A 23677-nucleotide genomic window follows, 5' to 3' on the forward strand; every position below is an offset into this window, starting at 1 on the left:
AGATGCACTTTTTTGGAGATCCGGCACAGTGGCTGCCGCTGACTTTTGCAACGCTGATGGGGCTGTCGATCCTTGTCTATGTTGTTCTGGATGGGTTCGACCTGGGGGTAGGCGTCCTGTTTCCGTTCGCCGATGACGCCGAGAAAGACCGAATGGTTGCATCCATCGGACCGTTCTGGGACGCGAATGAAACATGGCTGGTTCTGGCCATCGGTATCTTGCTGGTGGCCTTTCCGACCGCTCATGGGGTGATCCTGACCTCGCTCTATCTTCCCGTTGCGATCATGCTGATCGGTCTGATCCTGCGGGGTGTTGCGTTCGAATTCAGGGTCAAGGCACCAGCCCACCTCAAACACCTCTGGAACAAGGCGTTTTTCGCGGGGTCGATGATGACAGCGTTGGCACAAGGTTTCATGCTGGGTAAATACATCATGGGGCTGGACGGTGGCTTTGGCACATGGGTCTTCGCCATGATCACGGCGGTTTTTCTGGCTGTGGGGTATTCCTTTATCGGGGCCTGCTGGATCATTCTCAAAACAGATGGAACGCTACAGGAAAAGGCTGTCCGCTGGGCCAAAGGCGGGATTTGGGGCCTGATCATCGGCATTGGAGCGGTGTCGCTGGCCACACCTCTGGTCAGTCCGCGCATTTTCGATAAATGGTTTGCCTTCCCCGAATTCCTGCTGCTGCTGCCTCTACCGCTGATGTCGGGTATCCTGATCGCACTGCTGTGGTATGCCCTGCGGCATTTGCCAACACGAAATGATCGCTGGGCGTGGTTTCCGTTTGCGGCCTCGATTGTGCTGTTCGCATTGGCATTTTTTGGAATGGCCTACAGTTTCTACCCCTACGTCGTGCCCGAGAAGCTGACGATTTACGAGGCGGCAAGCGCGCCGGAAAGCCTGTTTATCATCTTGATCGGATCGGTTTTTGTTTTGCCGGTCATTGCGGGGTACACGGTGCTGTCCTACGTGATCTTCCGCGGCAAAGCGACGGAACTGCGCTATGACTAGATCAGATGCTATACACGTCCGATCACACAGTCTTAGGCGCTGAAACTACGCCGACGGCATCGATCTACGCCATCCAACCCCGATGTCATGGCGAAGCGATTGTGGGAAAGGGATCATTCGGTTGGTATCTTCGTCCCACAATCGCCAGCGCAGGCATTCCATCGCCTCCCTGACGCCAATCGCAGCGCTGTTCCAGTCCTGCGCTATGGCGTCATTGCAAGCTTTCAGGTGGTAGCAGGGGATTTTGGCGTTGTAGTGATGCAGATCGTGGAACCCGAAATTCAAAAGCACAAAGTCCACAACGGGTCCAAGCCGGAGTGAGCTTGCGCCCTGCAAGGCCGCCGCTTGTGCCGTCTTGCTGTCGGTCTCGCGCCAGTAGGTCTCTTCAAAATTATGTCCGACATACACAACGAAAATTCCAAAACTGCCGGCACCAAGACTGCCCAACAGGATGGCATAAAAGGCCCACCATCCCAAAACCACGACCACCAGAGACCAGAAGACAAACATGGCGATATTCTGAACCACCACGTCCCGAATACTGACTTTCAGTGTATTTCTGGGCCAGCGATACTGAATGAAATAGATCAGGAAAGGTCCCACAAGAAACAGTGTGATCGGGTGTCTGTAGATACGGTAGAAAAGCTTTTTTGACACTGGCGCGGCTTCGTATTCGCGCCGGGTCATAACGAACACTTCATGGGCGTCGCGGTGTTTCAAATCACCCAGATGCGCGTGATGCAGATTGTGGTTATACCTCAGAACACTATGCGCAATTCCAGAGAAAAGCGACAGGCTGGTGCCAAGCAGATCGTTCAGTCTGCGATTGGAAAAGTAGCTATAGTGCCCGCAGTCGTGCTGGATCGAATAGAGCCTCAGTATGCCAGCCCCAAACAGAACCGATCCAACAAAAAGCGAAATCCATGATCCTGGAAACGTGGCTGGAACGTACAGGCCAAACGCTACGACTATTACACTGATTGCTAAGGCTTTGCAGGCTGTCCAATCGTCTGCTTTTACATATTCGCGCGGAACTTTGATCGAGTTCATTCTTAATCACTGACTAAAATCAAGCTGTATGACAGAACAATGCCATTAACAGCCACAATTTAACAGGGTCGATCATCCAAACTTGCGCCCGTCGGTCTTTCGGGTCAATTCCAGGAACATGTAAGGTTGGATGTTCTCGCAAGGCCCAAGGCGAAACGCTTTGGTGACACCAAGGGCTTTCGTGGCGGGTCCGACCCCGCTGAACACGCCGAGATATTTCTTGAACACAGGGTCGGTACTGAACCGGTCGATCATGCGGTCAGTGACTTCGTGCCGGACACGCAAGCTGAGCGGTAGGCCTTTCAGGTGCCGTTTGATCTGAGACAGACGTACAAAGTTCAGACTGTTCCAAAGCCCGTGAACCCCATAGGTGGTCTCAACCCAGTTTATGCGGCGCCTGAAGATGCGCCCGGTTGTCACCTTGGAGCCGACGACCGGAATGTTGAAATGCGGCTCGTACGGGAAGCCATAATTGGGGCACAGGACCAGGCAGCGCCCCTGCGGAGCCAGGAACCGGGGCAACGTATCCAGAAAATGACGCCAATTCGGCAAGTGTTCCAGCACGTTGACCATATAGACGAGGTCATAGGGCCGAGCGGGCTCGAAGGTTTCATATGAACTGCGCTGTATCTCACCACCCAATTCTGCTGCATGGTTCAGCACATCCTCCATCGGCGCAAAGCCTTCGGCAAAGGGTTCGATCGCATCCAGTGTGATGCCGGGGTTGCTTTGGCGCAACAGCGTCAGCAAAATCCCGGCCCCGCAGCCAATCTCAAGCGCCCGCGATCCTGCGGTCAGGGTCGCTACTTCAGGGTCAATGTTTTGAAAATGGAACCGGGCCGCGCTCAGCCAGATGTCTTTTAAGGGAAACTCGAACCTCGCAAAATCATCCAGAACCTTATCAATCAAAAAAGGTCTTTCTCGACAACTCAACGAATGCATACTGATCCCGACATAGTAGGTTACGGGAATTGATATAATAATGTGTTGGAGTGGGCCAGCGTCTTATACGATCGCAGCGGTGGGGGTTGCGGCCACGGTCAAGGCGATACGGCAGGGAGACAGCGCTTTGCTCTGGTCGCCGCTATTGTATTTTACCGCGATCGAAGCGCTTCAGGGGTATTCCTATTCCGTTGAAGGTCAATGCGCATTACCCGAGAACCAAGTTGCGGCCCTGCTCGCCTATGTGCACATTGCGTTCCAGCCTTTGTTTACCGGCATCCTCGCATTGTATTTCATCCCAAGCGATGTGCGACGGGCTATTGCACCGGTCGTTCTGGGGATCGGCGCACTGACGGCGGCCTATCTTTTGCTGCAAATCTACCCGTTCGACTGGGCCGGTCCCTGCAGGCCAGGGCGTCTTTTGTGCAGTGATCACCTGTGCGTCAAAAAGGAAAGCTGGCATATCGGCTGGCACTTGCCGCTGAACGATCTGGGCGAACGGCTTCCGGCCACGATTTTTGGTCAGCAGTATAACCTCAACTTCCCGGTCTATTTCACGGTCATGTTCCTGCTGCCAGCCGTTGTCGGTGCGTGGAAGGTCGCGGGATTTCAACTGTTGATCGGCCCAACACTGGCCTGGGCGACAACAGATAGCCCAACGGAAATGCCGGCGATCTGGTGCCTGTTCTCTCTGGGGATCGTGATGGTGATCGTCTTTACGCCACTAAGGAATGGCCTGCGTGTAACTGCGTGGCCTCTATGGGACGTGCTGCGCAGGGTGAACGGTACTAGCAAAAGAATACTCTGAAACACCGAACAACCCGTTCACCCGCGCATCACTTTTTTCGCCTCTCATAAGGCCTGCGATCTGAATTCCCGTATGTGGTACACGCTGAAAATCCAAACCCCCCTCAAGCTTTTTCGAAACGAAAAATCTGCACTGACACGACGCCTAGGCCATGTCGCTATCCATCAATTGGTACAAAATCCATTCTTCGGACAGACCCTTGAGTTTCTTGGGGCCGACCTTCTTGAATTCCAGTCCCGACCCAAGAACCAGATCGCGCACTGTGCTTGACACCCAAACATGCCCGCCCGGTGCGAGGCTAAGCACACGCGCCGCAATGGCAATGGCGATCCCTGTCACATCGTTTACGGTCCGCAGGCATTCACCCGAATGTAGCCCGGCACGAATCTTGAGACCGGATTTCTCAGCCTCGGCCTGAAACTCCCTGGCGCATGCGATGGCCGCACTGGGCCGTGGGAAAGCGGCAAGCATCCCGTCGCCCATCAGCTTGATGAGCGACCCCTCGTGGCGAGCAACTGTCTGGATCGCGGCTGCATCGAGATTGTCCATGATGTCTCGCCATTTCGCGTCCCCCAGACTGGCGATAATCTCGGTCGAATTCACGACATCCGTCATCATGATCGTGATCAGAAGACTGTCGTTTTCTCCATCGGTCGGAGACATCGAAATGTTTTCTTCAAAGGTCAGATCGATCAGGTTGGTCTGATCCGGCTGCATCATGTTGGGTCGCACCGGGAACTTTTTAACAACCGTGGGCTCATCGCTGCAAATGTCTATGACACCCAGAGTGCCATGGTTTTCCCACGGGGACAGAGGTTCGGGAAGGTCAGGATCGTCGACGGGTTCGATTATTGCGAAAGATGTATTCAACATGACTGCACCAGCAACTAGGGTCTGTGGAGGCAGGTTAATTTCATATTGTCACCAAACAGCGACCTAGATGTTAATGAGATGTTAACAGCTGATGGCTTTGCGCACGCTAGGCTTGTGCCTTTGGGTATACATACTCCAGAAAAGAAGGCAGGGACGCTGTGATTGGCGAAACCTGGATGCGTGGCGCAACGTGTCCAAAACTGATGGGAACTGACTTTTGAAGAAGCTGAACGTATTGTTGGTGGAAGATGACCCGTCGCTGCTGGCTTTGACGTCAGCATTGCTCAGGCCTCACTACGGTGTCCTGCAGGCATCCAACGTCGCGGACGCGCGCGCGATTCTGGCTTCTAAAACGGTTGATATCGCCTTGCTTGACCTTGGGTTGCCGGATGAGGATGGATTGGTTCTTGCGCGTTCGATGCGGGCAAAATCAGCGCATCCTCCCATCATTTTCATCTCATCCAGAAGCAGCGCCAGTGACAAGATCAGCGGTCTCGATATTGGCGGTGACGATTACTTGACCAAACCCTTTGATCCCGATGAACTTTTGTCACGGATCAACGCCGTTCTCAGGCGCACCGGTTCCCATGCCCAGATGCCAAGCCAGGACGCAAGGGTGCATTTGGGCGATGTCGAGATAGATCTGGACAGTCGTCAGGTCTGGAACAAGCGTCTTGAGACCATTCCGTTCACCCGCGCCGAGTTTGATGTGTTGATGGCAATCGTCAATGCCAACGGGCGGGTCCTGTCGCGTGCGGTCCTGTTGGACGCAGTTGCTCTGTCCCCGGATCATGACGCAGGAGAACGCACCATCGATGCTCTTGTCGCGAAAATTCGCAAAAAACTGTCTGGTGGAAGCGAGGGTCCCAAAATCATCGTTACCGTCCATAGTGTTGGGTATAGGCTAGGAGTTGCGCGCAGTTGAAACCACGCGCCTTCATATATGACGAACCGATCAATGCGGTGACTCAGAACTTTCTTGATCGGAATTTCGAGGCCCAATACCGCGACTGGTATTTCGAATCCACACGCGGTCAATTCCGCACGGCCTTGCTGTTCGGCGCATCATTTTACGTCGCTTTTGCGTTCCTTGAAGTCTTTGTTCTGAATGCACGCAGCTTTTCGGGACAAGATCTGGCGGTCTGGGGCGCGCGACTGTTTATAATCTCGTTTATCTTCGCGCTATTCTTCTTTTCCCACAAACTTCCGGCGAGAACGTTGCCCGTCATCATTTCGACGGGTTGGTCCCTGATGTATCTGGTCATCTGGGCTGCGTTTGCCTTTTCGGGTGACCATGAATCCAAGGATTTCCTGTATCGCTTTGCGTTGATAAGCCTTGCAGGCACGGTTTTTCTGCCTTTTGTGTTCTCGCATTCGGCAGCGCTGCAGCTTCTGCTGTTTGTCCCGGTCTCGTATTATCTGGTCTTTAACGATGCGGGCATAAGCAGTGGTGTCGATACCTGGATTGGCCCGTCATTTGTTCTGTGTTCCGTGGTTCTGATGGGCCTGTACGCAAAGTTCTTTTCGGAAAGGACGCTCAGGGTCAACTTTGTTCAGAGTGTGTATCTGGAAAGAGCACGAAACGACGCCGAAAAAGCGAACGAAGCAAAATCTCAGTTTCTGGCCACGGCCAGCCATGAACTGCGTACACCGCTGAACGGCATTGTCGGAAACATCCGCTTGATCAAACTGATGCCGCAAGACCGCGACACGCTGGATCAGAGACTGGATGAAATAGAACGTTCAAGTCTGGCGATGCGGAACCTCATCGACGACGTTCTCAACATCGCCCGACTGGAAGAGAAAGCCGAAGACCACGAATTTCAAACCTTCAACTTGTCTGAAATCCTTCAGGACCTCGAAGCCGTTTTGCGCCCCTTGGCGCGGTCGAAGAACATACAGCTGATTATCCCTCAGTTTGATGATGGCGTTTACCTGAGTGGCAATAGCGGTCACCTCAGGCATATCCTGCTGAACCTTCTTGGAAATGCGGTGAAATTCACCCATGAGGGGTCCGTGACCCTGTCATTCGAGCAATCAAAACAGTCTGTTGCGTTTACCGTAAGCGACACCGGGATTGGTGTGCCCGAAGATCAGGTCGCCGACATATTCGAGCCCTTCACGCAGGCATCGAATATTGATTCCCGCAAAACCGGCGGGACCGGTTTGGGCCTTTCGATCGTGCGCGGGCTTGCGTCTTCGCTCAAAGGGCATGTTTCCGTGAAAAGCAGTTTGGGCGAGGGAACGGTTTTCAGGGTCGAAGTGCCGTTTCAAGCCGCACCGGCACCGTCCCGCCAATCTGAAGCAGCCGGGCTGTCTGTCACGGTGGGACAGCCGCAGAACGTTCTTATCATCGAAGATGATCCGACCAGCATGGAAATCCTCAAAAGCCTGTTGGAGCGCGACGGTCACAAGGTCACAGCGGCCGCCAATGGCAATGACGCAAAAAAGCTGTTCCGCCCCGAGGATGTCGACTGCATTTTGACTGACATTCGACTTCCTGACACAACGGGCGTTCAGTTGGCCCGGGACCTCAGGGACATTGCACAGGCCAAGCGGCCCGAAAAAGCAATCGCGACGATCGCTGTGACTGCGAATGTCATGCCAGAAGATTTGGATGAGTATACGTCTGCGGGGTTTGACGCGGTTGTTTCCAAACCGTTGGATGAACGTGTCCTGTATGGCGCGATGCGGGCGACAATCGGAAAACGAACATCCGGAAAACCCTTTGTGTCAAAAAGTTCGGAAGATACCAAAGCGCGCCTGAGACAATTCCTGAGCAACGAAGAACTGGATCAGGTTTTTCTGACCTTCAGGGATTCGCTGGAAGACTGCTATGTCGAGCTTAAGAAAGCCCAGAAAAAGGGCGACAGGGACCGCATAGAGTTTCTGGTTCACCGGGTTTATGGAAGTGTTTCAAGCTTTGGCGAAACCGAGCTTGCCAGCATGGCCAAATCCGTCGAAACACTGCTGCATAGCGGCGCAGAGAACTACACCCGCGAGGTGGAAGACCTTATTCGGTCCTGTGGCACTGTTGTAAAAAGCCTTAAACAGCGCACAGCTTAGGAACCGGGCAGGGATGTTCGGCGTGTGTCGGATGCGCGTTCGATCATCTGGGCCGAGGCCGGGTCGCCCCCGCGCAAACTGTCCGCGGTTTCGAAGGCGGTGATGGCGTCAGAGAACCGCTCAGCGCGAAAATGGGCCAGACCTGTTTCATAGGCTTCGATCCAGGCCCGCGACTCTTTGAAGTGTTCTGCCATCGCAATCAACTCGAACACCACCAATTCTTCCGAGCGGCCGATGATTTCAAGCGTGTCCAACTCGCGTACAACAACGGCATCACCAGCTTCGCGCCGGGTTTCAGGACCAATCAGGATCGAACTGCCGTAGAGTTTGTTTGCCCCCTCCAGGCGGCTTGCGACGTTTACGACATCCCCGATTGCGGTGTAGTTCAAGCGTTGCTCGGACCCGATATTGCCAACCAGTGCGTCGCCACTGTTCAAACCAATGCGGACATGCAGGGTCTCATCGGAGGTGTTTTGCAGGCTGGTCGTCTCGACAACCTCAAGCAGTTCCAGGGCCGCGCGGCAGGCGTATTCAGCGTGGTTGGGGTTTTGCCTTGGGGCCCCCCAGAACGCCATGACTGCGTCACCGATGAATTTGTCGATTGTACCGTCGTGTCGCTCGATCGTCGAAGACGCGGCGCTGAAAAAGGGTGCCATCAACTCCACGATCTTGGGCCCATGCTTTTCAGCCAGGCCGGTAAAACCTGAAACATCGCAAAACAGGACCGAAATCTGCTTTGTCTCACCGCCGGGTTGGGTCTTGATCCCCGCGGCGACCAGCATTTTCACTAGATCGGTTGGTACATATTTCCGGAAGGCTGACAAACCTGCCGCCATGCTCGCCGTCGCGGCGGACAGGTTTTCAAGTTCTTTAAGGCGGGAAGGGCGGCGCGACACCTGCTCGACATCAAAGCGTTCAATGCGGCTGAGGTCTTCGGCAACGCGCGACAGAGGGTTGGCAACCACACGGCGGACCAGCCAGATCGCGGCGACAGTCGCCAAGCCAACTACGCCAAGCAGAATATAGACAAGATTGACCAGCGTCCGGTCGATACCTGACAGAAACGCGGACTCGGGAATGACCGTGGCAACGCGCCATCCATAAAACCCCAATGGCGTCAGAGCCACCGCATAGGGAACATCGTCGTAGACCAACCGTTTGGTTAATGTCCCGGGAACGATTGTCTCGGCATCAGCCAGAAGTCTTTCGCCCGAGATTTTGGCGACTTCGTAGAGATCGCCTTCGCCCATGCGTGCGGGCGTGATCTCATCCGCGTTTGGGTCAGGCACGGCAATAACCTTGCCATCCGCGCTCAGGATAAAGGCGGCTCCGAACTCACCCGGCCTCAACGAGCCCAGAAAACGCGACAGACGATCAGTGTCGATTGCCACCGTCAGCACGCCCTGTCTTTGACGACGCACGTCGATTGGTCCGGCGAAGGCGTAAACCGTCTTGTCGCTGCCGGGCAGATCGCGGACCTCGATCCAGTCAGGCGTGTCGCGACCGATGAAGTTGCCATACCAGGGGTGAGTGCGTGGGTCGTAATCCGTTTCGCTAAACGTGCGCTCTTCGAACTGGATGTCACCGGGAATAAAGATGTAGCGGTCGTTGCGCAGCATCCTGTCCCGAATGTTTTCGTCGATCTCGATCATTTCCAAGCCGCTGTCGCCCAATCGATGGGCGGCGAAAAAGTTTCCGTCAGGCCAGCCGAATGTGATCCATGAAATGTTGGGCTGCGCCTGCAACTGGGACAAAAAGACAAATTCTCGTTTGTCGGCTTGGCGGGTCTGAATGACGTTCTGAATGAAGATCGTTCTGACAGCGGCCCAGGCCGCCTCGGCGGATCTCAGGGTCAGCCCGACTTCGATCCGAACCGTGTTGGCGATCTGACTGTTGATTTCGGCAGCCAGCATCCGGCTGTTTTCCCGCGCTGTTGTCCACCACAGGGAATGTACAATAAAGGTCGACACGCCAATCGAAAGGGCGATGAGCATTGAAACAGCGATCCCGACAGTGACACGCATTTTAGCTCCAAACCGGCCTGTGGCGACTGACGCGTACGTTGGGTCAGCCAAATGTTCAGGCCGAGTTTAGGAGGTGCAACTTGCAGTTGCCAGTTGGTTTCAACCTGCGCTCTATCTTGTGTACTCGGTGTCAACGCGGCTTGAGCCTTAGACTTGAGGTTCAATCAGTAACGGCACCTAGCGGCACCGCTAACTTCGCCAAACCCTTGAAGTTTGCCGACCGGAAAGGTTGCGCAGGGTGCCGTTGATCGAACACTTTTGAAGTGTGCGGCGATTTTGAAGGCCAATTCGGTCTAGATCCCCGAACATCTGGGCTATTGACCCCGGTTTTAGACAGATTTATCCATATTGGTACTTTTCGTCTAATTGCTCGTCACCCAAAGGACACCCACGATCCATGCAGAGTTTTCAGCCCTTTCACGTTGAACAGTTCCTTTCGGAGTTAGAGCACGGGGTTGTCTACAACTTTTCGGAAAGCGGTGTTCATCCGATGTCGCTGCAAGGTCTTGTCGATCTGGCAGAAATCGATGTCGGACAGCTGATGGCCACGATGATCGACTACCCTCAGGTCAACGGCAAACACTCCCTCAGGGAAACCATCGCCGGGTTCTATCCGGGCGTTTCGGCTGAGGGTGTCATGATTACAGTAGGTGCCACCGAGGCGAACACACTGGTGGTCAATACACTGCTAAGACCGGGCGACAATATAGTGTGTTTCCGCCCGACCTACGAACAGATCTCGGGCAATGCGACCAACCGAGGAAATGAGGTGCGCTGGGTCGATCTTGTCGAGGCCGAGGGCTGGGCCATAGAGGCCGATGCGCTGGACCGCGCGGTCGATGACAACACCCGGATCATTCATGTGGTCAATCCCAACAACCCAACGGGTCGTGTCCTAAGCGATGCAGATCGCGCCCGGATCGTCGCTGCGGCGGACCGTGTTGGTGCCTGGATCGTGGCTGATGAGGTTTATGCCGGAACCGAGCGGGAAGGGGATAGCGAAACGCCCTCCTTCTGGGGTAGTACCGACCGAGTGCTTATCGTCAATTCCATGTCCAAGGCCTATGGGCTTCCGGGGTTGCGGCTGGGTTGGCTGGTCGGGCCTGCGAACTTCATCGAACACGCCTGGCGGCGGCATGAATACGCCTCGATCGCAGCGTCGATGCTGTCGATGGAACTGGCCGACAAGGCGTTGGCGGAACCGGCCCGATCCAAACTGAAAGCGCGTGCGCGCCGCTTGATCCGAACCGGTTTTGACCTGCTCAGCCAAGAGTTGGGACGCCACCAAGGGGTGTTTGATGTGGTGCCACCCCAGGCCTCGGCCATGTCCTTTGTCCGGTTCAATCTGCCGATTTCGTCCGAAGCGTTCAGCATGCGCCTGCTGCAGGAAAAAGATCTGCTGGTCATCCCCGGTGCACGTTTCGGGGTCGAGGGGCATTTCCGCTTTAGCTCAGCCCTTCCCGAAGATCATTTGCGCGCAGGGCTCGCCCGGTTGAACGACCTGACCGGGGACATCCTGAACGAGGGTTGAGCGATGGTTGACCGCACCGAACTTCTGGCCAATGCGCGCGTGATGGCCGATGCGCTGCCATTGCTGTTTGGCGATCGGATTGAGGTTGTTGTGCATGATCTGTCATCTGAAACCATTGCCCATATCGCCAATCCTTTTTCACAGCGCCAGCCCGGCGATCCGTCCAATATGCACGAGATCGATTTTCGCAGCGAAGACAAGGTGATCGGGCCATATGAAAAGGTGAATTGGGATGGCAGTGTCTTCCGTTCCATCAGCGTGGCGTTCAAGGATCGGACAGGGCGGGCGCAGGTCCTGATATGTATCAATCATGACCAGACCGATCTGCATGACTTGCAGCGCCTGGTCGGATCGCTCTTGCCCGCCCAGCCTGCCGTGGCGCAGCCTGAGGCGCTGTTCCGCAATGATTGGCACGAACGGCTGAATGTGTTTGTCAGGGACTGGTGTGCAGAACGGGGTGGGCGAGCCGATGCGCTAAAACGCGAGGACCGGCGAGATCTACTACGGGCGCTGGACCGGTCCGGGGCATTGTCCGAACGCAACGCAGCTGCCTATGTGGCACGTCTGCTGGGGGTAAGCCGGGCGACGGTCTACAATGATCTCAAGGCCCACACGGGCTGAGGCATGGCCAACAACGAGACTTTGCGGGCTTGCGGAAAATCACCAGACCGCATCCGCGCGGTCAGACCCCAACATACCGTTCCGAGATATCCGGCGTCAGGTCTGATATCGGGCCAGACCAGACCGTCCTGCCGCGTTCCAGAACAGCTGCCCGGTCCGACACGGTGGCCAGTTCTTTCAACGATTTGTCGATCAGCAGGATTGCAACGCTGGTCTCTTGTTTCAGCTGGCGCAGGGCTGCCCAGATTTCCTGACGGATGAGGGGGGCGAGCCCCTCGGTAGCCTCGTCCAGGATCAGCAGGCGCGGGTTGGTCATCAAGGCCCGGCCAATGGCAAGCATCTGCTGTTCCCCGCCGGACAACGAGGCCGCACGCTGTTGCGCGCGCTCGCCAAGTCGGGGAAACAACGCGGCCACAGTTTGCAGCGTCCAGTCGCCGGGGCGGGCGGCGGCAATCAAGTTCTCGCGTACGGTCAGATCGGCAAAGCAGCGTCGGCCTTCTGGAACAAGACCTACACCCTTGCGGGCAACTTGGTGGCTGGGTAGGTCATGCAGGCTTTGTCCGTCCATCGTCAGACTTCCCTGAGACGAGATCATCCGGCAGATCGCCTTGACCGTTGTCGATTTGCCCATGCCGTTTCGACCCAGCAAAGCCGTCACTTCGCCCTGCGCCATGGTCAGATCGACACCAAAAAGCGCCTGGCTGACACCATAGCTTGCCGTGAGGTTTTCGAGACGCAGCAAGGTCATGCAGTGTCCCCCAAATAGGCTTCGCGCACGGCGCGGCTGGTGCGTATCTCGTCTGCTGTGCCGGTGGCAATGATCTTTCCATAGACCAGAACGCTGATCCGGTCGGCCAGCGCAAAGACCGCATCCATGTCATGTTCCACAAGCAGGATCGGGGCCTCACTGCGCAATCCGTTCAGAAATTCCGTCAGTTGTTTTGATCCCTCTGCGCCAAGGCCGGCCATCGGTTCGTCCATTACAAACGCACGGGGATTCAGGGTCAGGGCGACGGCGACCTCCAATTGGCGACGTTGACCGTGGCTGAGATTTGCACAGCGCGTATTGCGCTGATCTTGCAGCCCGACGCGCTCCAGAGCACCTTCGGCCTGCTGGGTCAGAGCCTGCGTGCTCAGAGCACGTCGCCAGAACCGCCAAGCCATGCCCGTGGCGCCAATCGCACCCAGAACGGTGTTTGCCAGAACGGTATCTTCCATGCACAGATCGGAAATCTGGAACGTCCGTCCCAAACCCGCCTGAGCGCGGGCCTCTGCGGATTGGCCCGATATATCCTGACCGCACATCCAGACCGTCCCTGCATCCGATTTCAGATTGCCGCAGATCTGTTTGATCAGCGTTGATTTGCCCGCGCCGTTTGGCCCGATGATCGCGTGGATCTCACCCGCCTTCAGATCGATAGAGACATCACTGGTCGCGGTCAGGGCCCCAAAGCTTTTGCTCAGGTTGTGGGTCGACAGAACGGGTTCAGACACGGGCACCCTCCTTGCCGGTCAACAACCCGACAATACCACCGCGCCCGAACAGAACGATGCACAGCAGAATGATCCCCAGAAAAACGTGCCAGAAATCGGTGATTTCACCCAGAAAGTGTTCGAGTGCGACGAAGACGCAGGCTCCGACAACCGGCCCCATCAGGCGACCAACGCCGCCGATAATGATCAACACGATCAACTCGCCGGACAGCTGCCAGCTAAACATGGTGGGCGATACAAAGCGGTTGAGGTCGGCAAACAGGGCTCCGGCAAGGCCCGTGATCGCGCCCGACAGAACAAACGCCACAAGCTTGAGCCGTGTCGGGTCCAGCCCGACCGCCTCGACGCGTGTCGAGGTTTGCCGCGCCGCATTTAAAGCCAGACCAAATGGCGAGGCCTGCAGGCGCGCAAACACGAACAAAACAGCGCATAGAAGGGTAAAGCAGATGCCGAAGAACTGGATCGGCACCAACGTGTTCAGGCCGGGAAAGTCGTTTCGGACATAGATCGAAAGGCCGTCCTCACCGCCATACTGTGCCCATGAGATCGCAAAATAGAAGAACATCTGACCAAAGGCGAGGGTGATCATGATGAAATAGACGCCCGAGGTACGCAGCGACAGCAGACCGATGACAAAGGCGACAAGGGCCGAGATCATGATGGCGGCCAGCCAGATGACCGGCATCAGCTTGGTGCCGTCGGTCTGGAACAGTCCCAGTTCAAGGGCAGTATAGGTTTGCGCGTGGTAGGCGAGAATCCCCATCGCATAGCCGCCAAGGCCGAAGAACACGGCATGCCCGAAACTGACCATGCCACCGATGCCAAGAATGAGGTTCAGGCCCACAGCGGCCAGCGCCAGGATCACAGCCCGCGTTGCCAGAGTGATCGTGAACGGTTCATCCACCGCCAGCGCCCAAAGGGGCAGGGCCAGCAGCCCCAGCGGGACCAGGATGTTGATGAGGCGTTCGTCCAGCTTCATGCGCGGGCTCCGAACAGGCCGGTTGGCCGCCAGATCAGGATCAAGCCCATCAGGATATAGATTCCCATAGAGGCAATGGCTGAGCCGCTTTTCTGAGCGGCTCCGGTGTCCATGAAGAGCTTGAACAGCTCGGGCAGCAGCACACCGCCCAACGTGTCGGTCAGACCCACCAGCAACGCACCGACGAAGGCACCGCGGATAGACCCGATGCCGCCGATCACGATGACGACGAAGGCGAGGATCAGCACCGGCTCTCCCATGCCGACTTGTACGGACTGGATCGCGCCGACCAATGCGCCAGCAAACCCGGCCAGGGCTGCACCCAAGGCAAACACCAATGTATAGAGCTTCGAGATATCGACGCCGAGGGCTGCGATCATCTCGCGATCATTTTCGCCTGCTCTGATCTGAACTCCGATGCGGGTGCGTTCGATCAGCAGCCAAAGACCCGCAGCAACGCTCAATCCGATCAGGATGAGCGCCAGACGGTAGAGCGGATACTCAATCCCTCCGGGCAGAGTGACCGGGCCAGACAACGCGTCGGGGATGTCCAGAAACAGGGGGAACGAACCAAAGACCCATCGCGTGCCCTCGGAGAAAATCAGGATCAGGGCAAAGGTCGCCAACACCTGATCCAGATGCGGCGCATTATAGAGCCTTCGGATCACTACCATCTCGACAATCGCTCCGGCCAATGCGGCGGCGGCCAATGCGGCCACAAGACCCAACAGGAACGACCCTGTCGCACCTGCAACAGCGGCCGCTGCAAAGGCTCCAACCATGTACAGAGACCCATGGGCAAGATTGATCAGGCCCATAACGCCAAAGATCAGGGTCAGGCCAGCCGCCATCAGAAACAGCATGACGCCGAATTGCAGACCGTTCAGGATCTGCTCGAAAATCAGGATCGAGGACATGAAAACTCCGTCTGTCTGCCTGCCCTCGATTGGAAGGCAGGCAGAGGCAGATCACATTTGGCAGTCGCCGGCGTAGGCGTCTGAATGACCTTCCAGCGCGGTGCCGATGATCTTGTTGGTGAACACGTCACCTTCCTTGATCACCTCACGTGCATAGATCGTCTGAACCGGGTGGTGGTTGGGGCCAAAGGCGAATTCACCTCGGGTGCTGTCAAAATCAGCGGCCCGCAACGCTGCGCGGAAGGCATCGGCGTCAGAGGGATCAGCCTTGTTCAGCGCCGACAGCAGCAGGTTCGCCGTGTCAAACCCCTGGCTGGCATAGAGCGAGGGCAGACGCCCGTATTCCGCCTGAAAGCTTTCAACAAAACCTGCGTTGGTCGGGTTGTCGATGTCCTTGTTCCACTGCGACGTGTTCACGACCCCAAGTGCCGCATCGCCGACAGCCTGTAGGATGCCCTGATCAAAGCTGAAAGCTGGTCCAACGACGGGCAGATCAATGCCACTGTCTGCATATTGCTTGAGGAAGGAAATCCCCATGCCGCCAGGCAGGAAGAAAAACACGCTGTCTGCGTCGCTTGCCCGGATCTGGGCGATCTCTGCGGCATAATCCGTCTGACCCAGTTCGGTATAGATTTCACCAGCCAGATTGCCGTCGAAGAAGCGTTTGTATCCTGTCAGCGCGTCTGTTCCGGCCGGATAGTTGGGGGCGAGGATAAAGCTGTTCTTGTAGCCCGCACCGTTTGCATAAGCACCAGCCGCTTCGTGCAGATTGTCATTCTGCCATGCGACGTTGAAATAGTTTTGATGGCATCCCTTGCCCGCCAGCGGCGAGGGGCCCGCATTGGGCGACAAGTAGAACACGTTCTGATTCACGGCGGATGGCACAACGGCCATTGCCAGATTGGACCAGATAATGCCGGTCATGACATCCACCCGCTCGGACTGGATCATTTTGTCCGACAGTTGCACGGCAATGTCGGGTTTGCGCTGATCGTCTTCGATGACAACGTCGATATCGTCACGGCCCGACTGTGCAATAGCCAGCATGAACCCGTCGCGCACGTCAATCCCTAGCCCTGCACCGCCGCCGGACAGAGTGGTGATCATCCCAACCTTGACCTCGGCCAGCGCACCGGTGGCGCACAGCATCGAGGCCGCAGCGGCCAATGCAAACTTTTTCATGAGTTTCTCCCTGTTTGGTCTTTCATTCTTCATACAAAAAACGGGCGCTCTGCACACCCGTTCCTGGCACAAAATACGCACGCGCCTTTGATGGATTGTTGTTGACTGTAAGACCTAAGCCGCAGACCGGCGGCGGGAAGGCTTCAATTAAGCACACATTTGTCGCTTGGAAGTTCATGCGGGAATGACATTCAAGGATGCCACTGCCTACTTTGCAACGTATCGCAAGAGGGTAGAAAACGTCAACTTTTCCTACAGTCCGGATGCGTTGAAGAACGCTGCCAGGATCATAAACTGAAATACATGACGGGCTCTAACTGAGTTGGGAGTCAGGCAGTCGCGAACAAGCTGATGACTGGATATCGAATGAAACGTTGCGAATGTCCTTTCAACCGGCTCCCTCAAAACAAAAAGGCGCCCAAGGGCGCCTTGTTTTATTGGTCGGAGTGAGAGGATTCGAACCTCCGACCCCTGCCTCCCGAAGGATCAGGCCGGAGCCTAACCCCCTGTATTTATTATGATGCGTTATCATTTGACTGCTCCTTTGTTCACGTTTGTGATGGTCTATTTCCGGAAATGATCCGGATGTCAGATGGCATCCGCCGCCCCGCGCTGATGGTCTGGGTGGTGGTGCCCGTAGTTCTTTTCGAGCGTCTCGAGGGTCATCCCCAGAAAGCCGCAGGCGTCCCACTTTGGCGCACCCTTCTGCATGAGCCAGGTTGCGCAAGTGTGCCTCAGAGTGTGCGGCACGACTTTCCGGTCTCCCTGACCCTCGAGGCCAGCCGCTACAACGGCGGATCGAAACGCACGCTTGATATTCTGCAGGGACTTGCCGCGATGGGTGACAACGAATTCGTCTTCCGGAAATCGCCTCCGCCTGCGCAACAAGTGTTTCTTCAGGCGCGCGGGCAACCTTGAGCTCGGGCGCTCCTTCTTGGTCCGTCGACGCCCGACCGGGTTCCAGTAGATGATGTTGCTGTAGAAATCGATATCGGACCAACGCAAGGACAGGATCGCTTCTTTCCGCTGGCCCGTCAGTAAACCGATACGGAGAAACAGGGTCAGGTGTTCGGTTTTTGACTCCGTCGGCACACCATCTTCCAAAGGGGCATCGAAGCTTCGCGAGGCTTTTATCAGTTTTATCGCTTCATCGCACGTCAGGAACCGGATTCGGCCTTCGGGCTTCGGTGGAAGTCGAACGGCTATCCTGCGCGTGATCAGCTGATCTTCTTCGGCGCGCCTGATAGCGGTCGACAACAGGCTGAGTTCTCGTCTGAGCGTGCCGTCCTTGAGACCCTTTTCACCCCGGCCCTTTCGTCGCTTCTGGCAATACTCCTTGATGAGCGCATCATTGATGTCACCAACGGCATAGCCATCGAAAAATCGGATGATCGGCTTTGCCGCATTGGCCAAGCGCTCCGGATCGGTGACGTCATCAAGCCGTTTTGCCAGGTAGTGCGAAATTGCGTCGGCCACATAGAATTCGTAAGGCTCGACTGCTCGATCTGGCCTAAAGCGCCTTAGCTTCCACTCTGCGAAGTAGAGTTCAGCCTGGTCGCGATCCCCAGTGCCAGTCGAGTGCTCGCGGCTGCGTCCCCCCTCGGTCCAGTAGATGTACCAGTTGCCCTCGGACGGACGCTTGCGGTCGCGCTCGAGGCGCGGCGGGGATGGCTTTCTGGGCATGTTTTCACCGTGAAATTGTCGACGTACCGCTCCCACGCGCCGGAAGGGATTTTCGGATTTCTACGCCCAGGGGCCGTATAGATGTGGTCCAGCATGTCTTCGCGGATCAGGTAGCGAATATTGGACACGGGAATGCCAACGCGCTCGGCCAGTTCTTTCGGGGTTTCCAAGAGCTTTTCCACGCTTCACCTCCTCAAACTCTTTGCTCACAAATCGAGGCAGTTAATTTCATTTTGCGTTCAGAATGAAACAAACATACGCTGATCTTACGTGAATCGAGCGTGTTGCCACGATTTATGGTCATATGTGATTAATATAACCAGTATCGTGGTCAATACAACCATTAAGAAGGTTTTCTATGACAGTTCCCGGTTTGGGGCATCGCCTTGCGGCTGTGCGAAACATGGCAAGCCTCTCCCAAGAGGAGATGGCGCAGCGCCTAGGCGCCAGTCGGAGCGCATACCAGTACTATGAACGCAGCCAGCGGGATTTGACGGCTTCACTACTGTTGAAAGTCTACGAGGAATTCGACGTTGATCCGCTCTGGATGCTCGAAGGCGACTCGGAAGACGGCAAGAGCCGAAGGCACGAAGAGATCGCCGCCGCCTATCGTAAGATCGGCATCGCAGTCGAGCGCCGGATCAATGAACGCGGGCTGACCGTGACCCCTGAAAAGAAGTGGGATGCCATCGATTTTCTCTTCGATGAGTTCCTGAACACCGATGCCCTGACGATTGAAGGCGGGGAACCGGACACAACAAGGATCGACAGCGTATTGAGGCTTGTAAGCTGATGTTGAATGAAGAATTTCCCGATGAAGTGCTGAAACTACGCCCGCGAAAGCTGCGGCTTGGTCAGGATATAGAGCGCCTGCTCGAAGGCGTCTGCGGGGCTGAAGAAGTCCCCGATCGCGAAAGTCAGAAGAAACACCTGCGCCCGAAAGCGGATAGCATCAATGCGGTCCGCTGCGCAGCCTGCGGACAGGTTGAGTACATCACACGCGATTATTGCCGTTGCGGCCACTACCTCGCTGGCCAAGTCATGGACGAATTCCTAGCATGGGAGCGCGATTTGGTCGAGAATCATGCCCGGTTGGCTGCGGAAGCCGAGGAAAAGATGAAACCAGTCAAGTGGTCAGCCTTGGCTGCCATGCCATTCTTGATTTGGCCTCTTCTCCAAACTTTGCTCTACAGTGAGCAAATGCCATTGGCGACGGGGCTTTGGTTCTTCCCGGGCATGGTAATTCTTGGCCTGTGTGCCTTGATCGAAAAGGTTATTACCCGGAAGCGCGATACCAGCGCATATGCGGTCGAAACCGCCACCTTCGAACAATTTCTAACTGAGCGCATTCCCGTTTCGAACAACTAACTTCACATGAGCAAAGCCCCACAGATCGACGAGTTCGTCGCGCACTGGAAATACACCGGTGGGAGCGAACATGCCAGACTCGAAGAATTTTGGTCAGTGCTCACCGAGTCGTCACGCTATCATGTTCACGATTTGACGGGCACGAATGCAGTCTTCGGCGGTGATCTTTTTCCTTCTGACCACGGATTTTATCCTCAGACGCGTATCATTTAGCTGGTACGGGGACTTTATCAGAGCGCGGGCCATAATCGTACACCTGCCGTTCGCTTCAACAGGAGCGAACTGGTAAGATGCGGACAAAGACATCTCTCAAACAAAAAAACACCGCTAGACTAAGAAGCCAAAGTCGATGTCTTGCAAAGACGAAGAGCCACTTGGAAGATTAGCGATCCTGCGTCTGCCTTAGACCGCTATTTCTAGGTCGCCATGGATTTGCATTCCCTGGAACTTGTACTTCCACATTCGGTTGCAGCGCGTGATTGCCCTGTTAAGATCACAGAAAAGAAGAGATTTTTTCAGGTTGTTATTCAGCGCCCCTGATTTCAAAGTTTCGCCACAACAAATCGATAGCCGGACCGAAAGAGTAGTGAGAGAAAACGAATTGAGTAGCAGCTATCCAACTTGGATTCTGGAGCGGTCCTTTGGTGGCCTCGGCGCAGCGGTATCTCCGGAGTACCAAAGCACCGCAACGAGTTGGCCCGATGGTCCCTCTTCGCCTATGGCACGCGAGGCATGCGATGCATTGGTGCGTACCTGTAACGAAGCGGTGGGTGGCAATGGTCCCTCGTGCCTCGTTTTCTTGGTGGGAGGAGCCGGCAACGGTAAGTCGAAACTCGCCGCGGACATGGTCTCTGCCATACACGGCGAGAGACTTGGTGAAAAGACGCGCTTCGCGCAGAGAACCTACGAGTATGCCTTGGAGACTGGTGAGCGGCTCCGCATCATCAACGATGCCACCATCCCTCCCACTGATCGGCACCAATCTCCCCTCGTAAGGGATCTTGGTGACGTCCTGCGATCAGGTGATCACCTCTTGGCATGTGTCAACAGGGGCGTGTTGATCGGCGAAACGCGCAATCCTGAAGAGAATGGCGCGGACGAAGCCGAGCAAATGGCATCGGTAATCGCGGGCTGGTTGCTTTCTGGCGAAATACGCGACGCGGAAACCGGGAATTGGACAATTGCGCTTTTCGACGGTGACAAGTCATCAGCACATTACGTGTTCGGCGAGGTGCGAAAGAACGGAGAGCCTTCCGCGGTGGTCCACGTTGTCTACATGGACGGCGCGTCACTCTTAGAGCAGTGGACACCACCCGAGGATCAGTCCGGAGATTATCGAGCGCCTCTGCCGACGGGGTCTGTCGAGGTTACGCCGGTACTCTCGGACGACCGCCGTGCACGGCGTGTAGCCTTCCACGAGTGCGTGACTCAGGCCGCTACTAAACTAGGTCATATGCTTGACCGTGACGAACTTGATCCCGTGCAGGCAAACCTTGCCTCGCTGTCTTCTGACGACGTTGCAAGCGGCTGGTGCTCCTTGCTGCGGGGGGCCGCAGTAATTTCAGGGACCCATTTTACCTATCGCGAGCTTTGGGCACTCTTCGTCCAATCGGTTCTTGGTCCGGCGAGCCCCGACAACTTGGGGTCTCTTCGCGACTGGGTAGATGAACGCATTCACGAGGTACGCGACCGGTCAGGGGAGCCACGCTTGCAAGCGTTGCTTGCGCTCGGGAGCATTAGGACCCACATGCTCATGTTCGATGCGGGCAACGTTTCAAAGTACAGGGAGACGGGTGACCTTTTCCCATGGGCGGATACAGAGAACGATGCGCTGCGCGCGGTTCGACTTGCCGATCCGCTCAGGAGTTTCGGGCCCGCCGATGGTCGCCAAAGTACGGAACTCGCGGAAACGCTATCGGAGATCGAGGAGGGCAAACTCCCAGGGCAAAAAATTGCGGAGGAAAACTCGGCAGTTGCCAGCTACTGGAGCCCGCTCGACGCGGAGATCGAGCGTGTGATCCGCGACGAGATCGATCCAAGGAACGAGCAATCAAGCCTTGTGAAACGAAATTGGCTCTTGGGTTGGTACGGGCGTTACATGTTCCGTCTGGTTGGGGTTGCAAATGGATGGTCGGCCCACTGTTCCGTGGTTAACGAATGGCAAAAAGCTTGGATCGATGCTGACCGAAGCCAACGGCTTTCCCACGAATTGTCCGAAGCAATCCTAGACATCGTGGCGCCACCTTCGACCGAGCGGGGGGCAGAATCTTTCTTCACTTTCTTGCAAGCCCGTGTAGACGCAGGAGATAACGCGATAGAGCGAGCAATGATTGGCTTGCAAAGAAACCGGTTCGAGATCACCGCCAGGGCAGAGGGCGAAAGGGTCGAACTTCAAATCGAACAGGGGCGGTATGGCGAAGCTCCCCCCGCTGCAACTGCGCTACTAGATTTCCACCTGCTCCGTGAAGCAATGGCGCGCCAGAACGGCCATGGATTCACTGACTCGCTCATGTTGATCGAGCCGCGGATCGAGAGGATCAGGGCGAGCCTCGTGAGCTACCAGCTGTCACAAGACGAGAGCCGGCATCGCTTCAAGTTTAGCAACCGCGGCCAACCGGTCTTCACGAGATAGGAGGGCGAGTGTATGGCGAGCGACACTTCATTCTTTGGGCTTAATCGACCGGAGTATATTCCTTCAAGGGAGCTGTTCTTGTCGGAACTGGCTTGGTCACTCACAACGCAGGGATCGCCGCGCCGAATAGACAAAGATTTCGGCCCGGCAGGCATTGCCTTTAGCGATCGAGGCACTCGAAAGAACCCAGCGATCGAAACCACCCGCCCTCAAGAGGGCAGTGACCGATTCAATGCGTTCGCCACGAAGCTAAAGGATAACCTGCGACTGCATAGCGAAATCCAGGCGCGAGTGGTTGCCAACGTGCTGTTGCACGAACTAGAGGCACCCTCGTCTGCAAAGGCGACGCGCTCCGTCGTGACACCGCTCACTCTCGAAGCCGCCCTGCTGCAAGACCGGCGCGGGGCTACCGGTAAGAGCAATCCGGCCAATATCGCCCTTATCTTGGAGCAAATGTTTGCCCTGGGAGGAGGGAATTCCTCGGTGGCGGCACTGTGGGCACAGGCAGTACTGAAAGCCAGTCAGGCCGGGCTGCCGCGGTGGGCCAGCGAGGCTATCACCGAACTGGTCCCGGTGCCATTCCAAGACAGTGTCGATGACCTGGCCAATCGAATTGAGACCTATGAACCAAGGGACGTGCGACGCCCAGCTTGGCTTTCGTCCATGCCCGCCACGCCCTACCATTGGTTCTCGAGCGCCTGGACCAGCCTTTGTTCCGATGACTGGATCGATAGTATGCCACGTAGGCGTTGGACTGATTGGGCGGCCTGCCTAGCGCGAACGGGAATCGCAACGGGATACATGTTCGAGTTGCATCTCGCCAGACGGATGCTATCGGCCCTCGCGTCCAGCGATGATGCGAGGCAATCCGTGCGAGTGGCAGTGGAAGACGCCAAGCGTCTCTTCACTTGGGACGATCGACTCGATCGTGCTGCTGCCGACGTTGGACCAATTGTTAACAGACTCGCTGCCGCTGGTACCGAATGCCTGTCATTACTTGCCGATTTGGTCGAGCCGGGCGACTGGGAAGGCATCGAAGCACCTGCGGAATATGACGACGACCCAGATGGGTTGTCTAACTGGCTTGAAGAATCACGCGCAAGGCTCTCCGCTCGTGGCGTCGACATCGCGCCGATGGTATCGCAGGCGCTCGACGCGCCGAAAGCCGGGGGCGCGAACAATACCTGGGAGACGATCCGATATTCGCTGGTTGATCGCAGTCCATCTGGGGCAGGCGACCTGTATGCCATGTTGCGTAGTTCAGGGCGTTACACCTGGGTGGAGCCTGGTCAGGAGTGGCTCGTGACTATTGCCAGTCTTTGTTGTGCGCGTCCCAAATCGTTGTGCCGATTGAACGAAGTTCAAGACGCGCTTTCCTCGATCGGCGTGGAAGCCTCGCAGCAAACGATCGTCTCTCGCCTTGAGGGCTTCGGACTCGCGCGCAGCAGCCACGATGCTGACGATGCGCTCGAGATAGTAGCAGGGTTCTAAAGC

Annotated in this window: 20 protein-coding genes; 10 read left to right on the forward strand and 10 right to left on the reverse strand. The window is 56.2% G+C overall.

Annotated features, from left to right (window positions below; translation table 11 throughout):
- Positions 1–2 precede the first annotated feature (2 nt).
- Positions 3–1013, forward strand: a complete 1011-nt coding sequence (locus tag ACR0L4_RS07940; RefSeq protein WP_480511966.1) for a cytochrome d ubiquinol oxidase subunit II — start codon at positions 3–5, stop codon at positions 1011–1013.
- Between the two features lie 45 nt (positions 1014–1058).
- Here the strand turns inward: ACR0L4_RS07940 and ACR0L4_RS07945 are convergent, their stop codons facing one another.
- On the reverse strand, positions 1059–2063 hold the full coding sequence (locus ACR0L4_RS07945) for a fatty acid desaturase (protein ID WP_480511968.1): 1005 nt from the start codon (positions 2061–2063) through the stop codon (positions 1059–1061).
- Between the two features lie 72 nt (positions 2064–2135).
- Complete coding sequence (locus ACR0L4_RS07950) at positions 2136–2972, reverse strand: class I SAM-dependent methyltransferase (RefSeq protein WP_480511970.1); 837 nt, start codon at positions 2970–2972, stop codon at positions 2136–2138.
- A gap of 160 nt (positions 2973–3132) precedes the next feature.
- On the opposite strand from ACR0L4_RS07950, the gene ACR0L4_RS07955 reads away from it, so the two are divergent.
- A complete protein-coding gene (locus ACR0L4_RS07955; RefSeq protein WP_480511972.1) occupies positions 3133–3813 on the forward strand; it encodes a DUF5765 domain-containing protein in 681 nt (226 codons plus the stop codon).
- 144 nt (positions 3814–3957) lie between these two features.
- On the opposite strand, the gene ACR0L4_RS07960 is transcribed toward ACR0L4_RS07955, so the two are convergent.
- A complete protein-coding gene (locus tag ACR0L4_RS07960) occupies positions 3958–4686 on the reverse strand; it encodes an adenylate/guanylate cyclase domain-containing protein (RefSeq protein WP_170749477.1) in 729 nt (242 codons plus the stop codon).
- Positions 4687–4903: 217 nt separating this feature from the next.
- Here ACR0L4_RS07960 and ACR0L4_RS07965 point away from each other — a divergent pair, with 217 nt between their 5' ends.
- Positions 4904–5611: a response regulator transcription factor gene (locus ACR0L4_RS07965; protein ID WP_170749476.1), complete on the forward strand. Its 708-nt coding sequence runs from the start codon at positions 4904–4906 to the stop codon at positions 5609–5611.
- Positions 5608–7752 carry an ATP-binding protein gene (locus ACR0L4_RS07970; protein ID WP_480511975.1) on the forward strand — a complete coding sequence of 715 codons (2145 nt, stop codon included), beginning with the start codon at positions 5608–5610 and terminating at the stop codon, positions 7750–7752. Before ACR0L4_RS07965 ends, ACR0L4_RS07970 begins: the two co-directional genes overlap by 4 nt.
- Here the strand turns inward: ACR0L4_RS07970 and ACR0L4_RS07975 are convergent.
- Entirely contained in the window at positions 7749–9776 is a 2028-nt protein-coding gene (locus tag ACR0L4_RS07975; RefSeq protein ID WP_480511977.1) for an adenylate/guanylate cyclase domain-containing protein, read from the reverse strand. The genes ACR0L4_RS07970 and ACR0L4_RS07975 overlap by 4 nt on opposite strands.
- 397 nt (positions 9777–10173) lie before the next feature.
- On the opposite strand from ACR0L4_RS07975, the gene ACR0L4_RS07980 reads away from it, so the two are divergent.
- Both ACR0L4_RS07980 and ACR0L4_RS07985 read left to right on the forward strand, forming a co-directional pair.
- Positions 10174–11307 carry an aminotransferase class I/II-fold pyridoxal phosphate-dependent enzyme gene (locus ACR0L4_RS07980; RefSeq protein ID WP_480511979.1) on the forward strand — a complete coding sequence of 378 codons (1134 nt, stop codon included), beginning with the start codon at positions 10174–10176 and terminating at the stop codon, positions 11305–11307.
- A gap of 3 nt (positions 11308–11310) precedes the next feature.
- Positions 11311–11928 (forward strand): helix-turn-helix transcriptional regulator, encoded by a 618-nt coding sequence (locus ACR0L4_RS07985; RefSeq protein ID WP_480511981.1) that lies wholly within the window; start codon positions 11311–11313, stop codon positions 11926–11928.
- Positions 11929–11989: 61 nt separating this feature from the next.
- Here the strand turns inward: ACR0L4_RS07985 and ACR0L4_RS07990 are convergent, their stop codons facing one another.
- The 6 genes from ACR0L4_RS07990 to ACR0L4_RS08015 form a co-directional block, all read right to left on the reverse strand.
- Positions 11990–12676, reverse strand: coding sequence for an ABC transporter ATP-binding protein (locus ACR0L4_RS07990; protein ID WP_480511983.1), 687 nt, complete (start codon positions 12674–12676; stop codon positions 11990–11992).
- Positions 12673–13422, reverse strand: coding sequence for an ABC transporter ATP-binding protein (locus tag ACR0L4_RS07995; protein WP_480511985.1), 750 nt, complete (start codon positions 13420–13422; stop codon positions 12673–12675). Before ACR0L4_RS07995 ends, ACR0L4_RS07990 begins: the two co-directional genes overlap by 4 nt.
- Positions 13415–14401, reverse strand: a complete 987-nt coding sequence (locus ACR0L4_RS08000; protein WP_480511987.1) for a branched-chain amino acid ABC transporter permease — start codon at positions 14399–14401, stop codon at positions 13415–13417. The genes ACR0L4_RS07995 and ACR0L4_RS08000 overlap by 8 nt, the downstream gene beginning before the upstream one ends.
- Positions 14398–15318, reverse strand: coding sequence for a branched-chain amino acid ABC transporter permease (locus ACR0L4_RS08005; protein ID WP_480511989.1), 921 nt, complete (start codon positions 15316–15318; stop codon positions 14398–14400). The genes ACR0L4_RS08000 and ACR0L4_RS08005 overlap by 4 nt, the downstream gene beginning before the upstream one ends.
- Positions 15319–15369: 51 nt before the next feature.
- Positions 15370–16500: an ABC transporter substrate-binding protein gene (locus tag ACR0L4_RS08010; RefSeq protein ID WP_480511991.1), complete on the reverse strand. Its 1131-nt coding sequence runs from the start codon at positions 16498–16500 to the stop codon at positions 15370–15372.
- A 588-nt stretch (positions 16501–17088) separates the two neighbouring features.
- On the reverse strand, positions 17089–18183 hold the full coding sequence (locus ACR0L4_RS08015; RefSeq protein ID WP_480511993.1) for a tyrosine-type recombinase/integrase: 1095 nt from the start codon (positions 18181–18183) through the stop codon (positions 17089–17091).
- Between the two features lie 358 nt (positions 18184–18541).
- On the opposite strand from ACR0L4_RS08015, the gene ACR0L4_RS08020 reads away from it, so the two are divergent.
- The 4 genes from ACR0L4_RS08020 to ACR0L4_RS08035 all read left to right on the forward strand — a co-directional run bounded on the left by ACR0L4_RS08020 (position 18542) and on the right by ACR0L4_RS08035 (position 23674).
- Positions 18542–18976, forward strand: coding sequence for a helix-turn-helix domain-containing protein (locus ACR0L4_RS08020; RefSeq protein WP_170417167.1), 435 nt, complete (start codon positions 18542–18544; stop codon positions 18974–18976).
- Positions 18976–19551 carry a hypothetical protein gene (locus tag ACR0L4_RS08025; protein WP_480511995.1) on the forward strand — a complete coding sequence of 192 codons (576 nt, stop codon included), beginning with the start codon at positions 18976–18978 and terminating at the stop codon, positions 19549–19551. Before ACR0L4_RS08020 ends, ACR0L4_RS08025 begins: the two co-directional genes overlap by 1 nt.
- A gap of 475 nt (positions 19552–20026) precedes the next feature.
- Entirely contained in the window at positions 20027–22183 is a 2157-nt protein-coding gene (locus tag ACR0L4_RS08030) for a hypothetical protein (protein WP_480511997.1), read from the forward strand.
- A gap of 12 nt (positions 22184–22195) precedes the next feature.
- Positions 22196–23674: a hypothetical protein gene (locus ACR0L4_RS08035; RefSeq protein ID WP_480511999.1), complete on the forward strand. Its 1479-nt coding sequence runs from the start codon at positions 22196–22198 to the stop codon at positions 23672–23674.
- Positions 23675–23677 lie beyond the last annotated feature (3 nt).

Source organism: Ruegeria sp. AB5 (genome assembly GCF_056542645.1).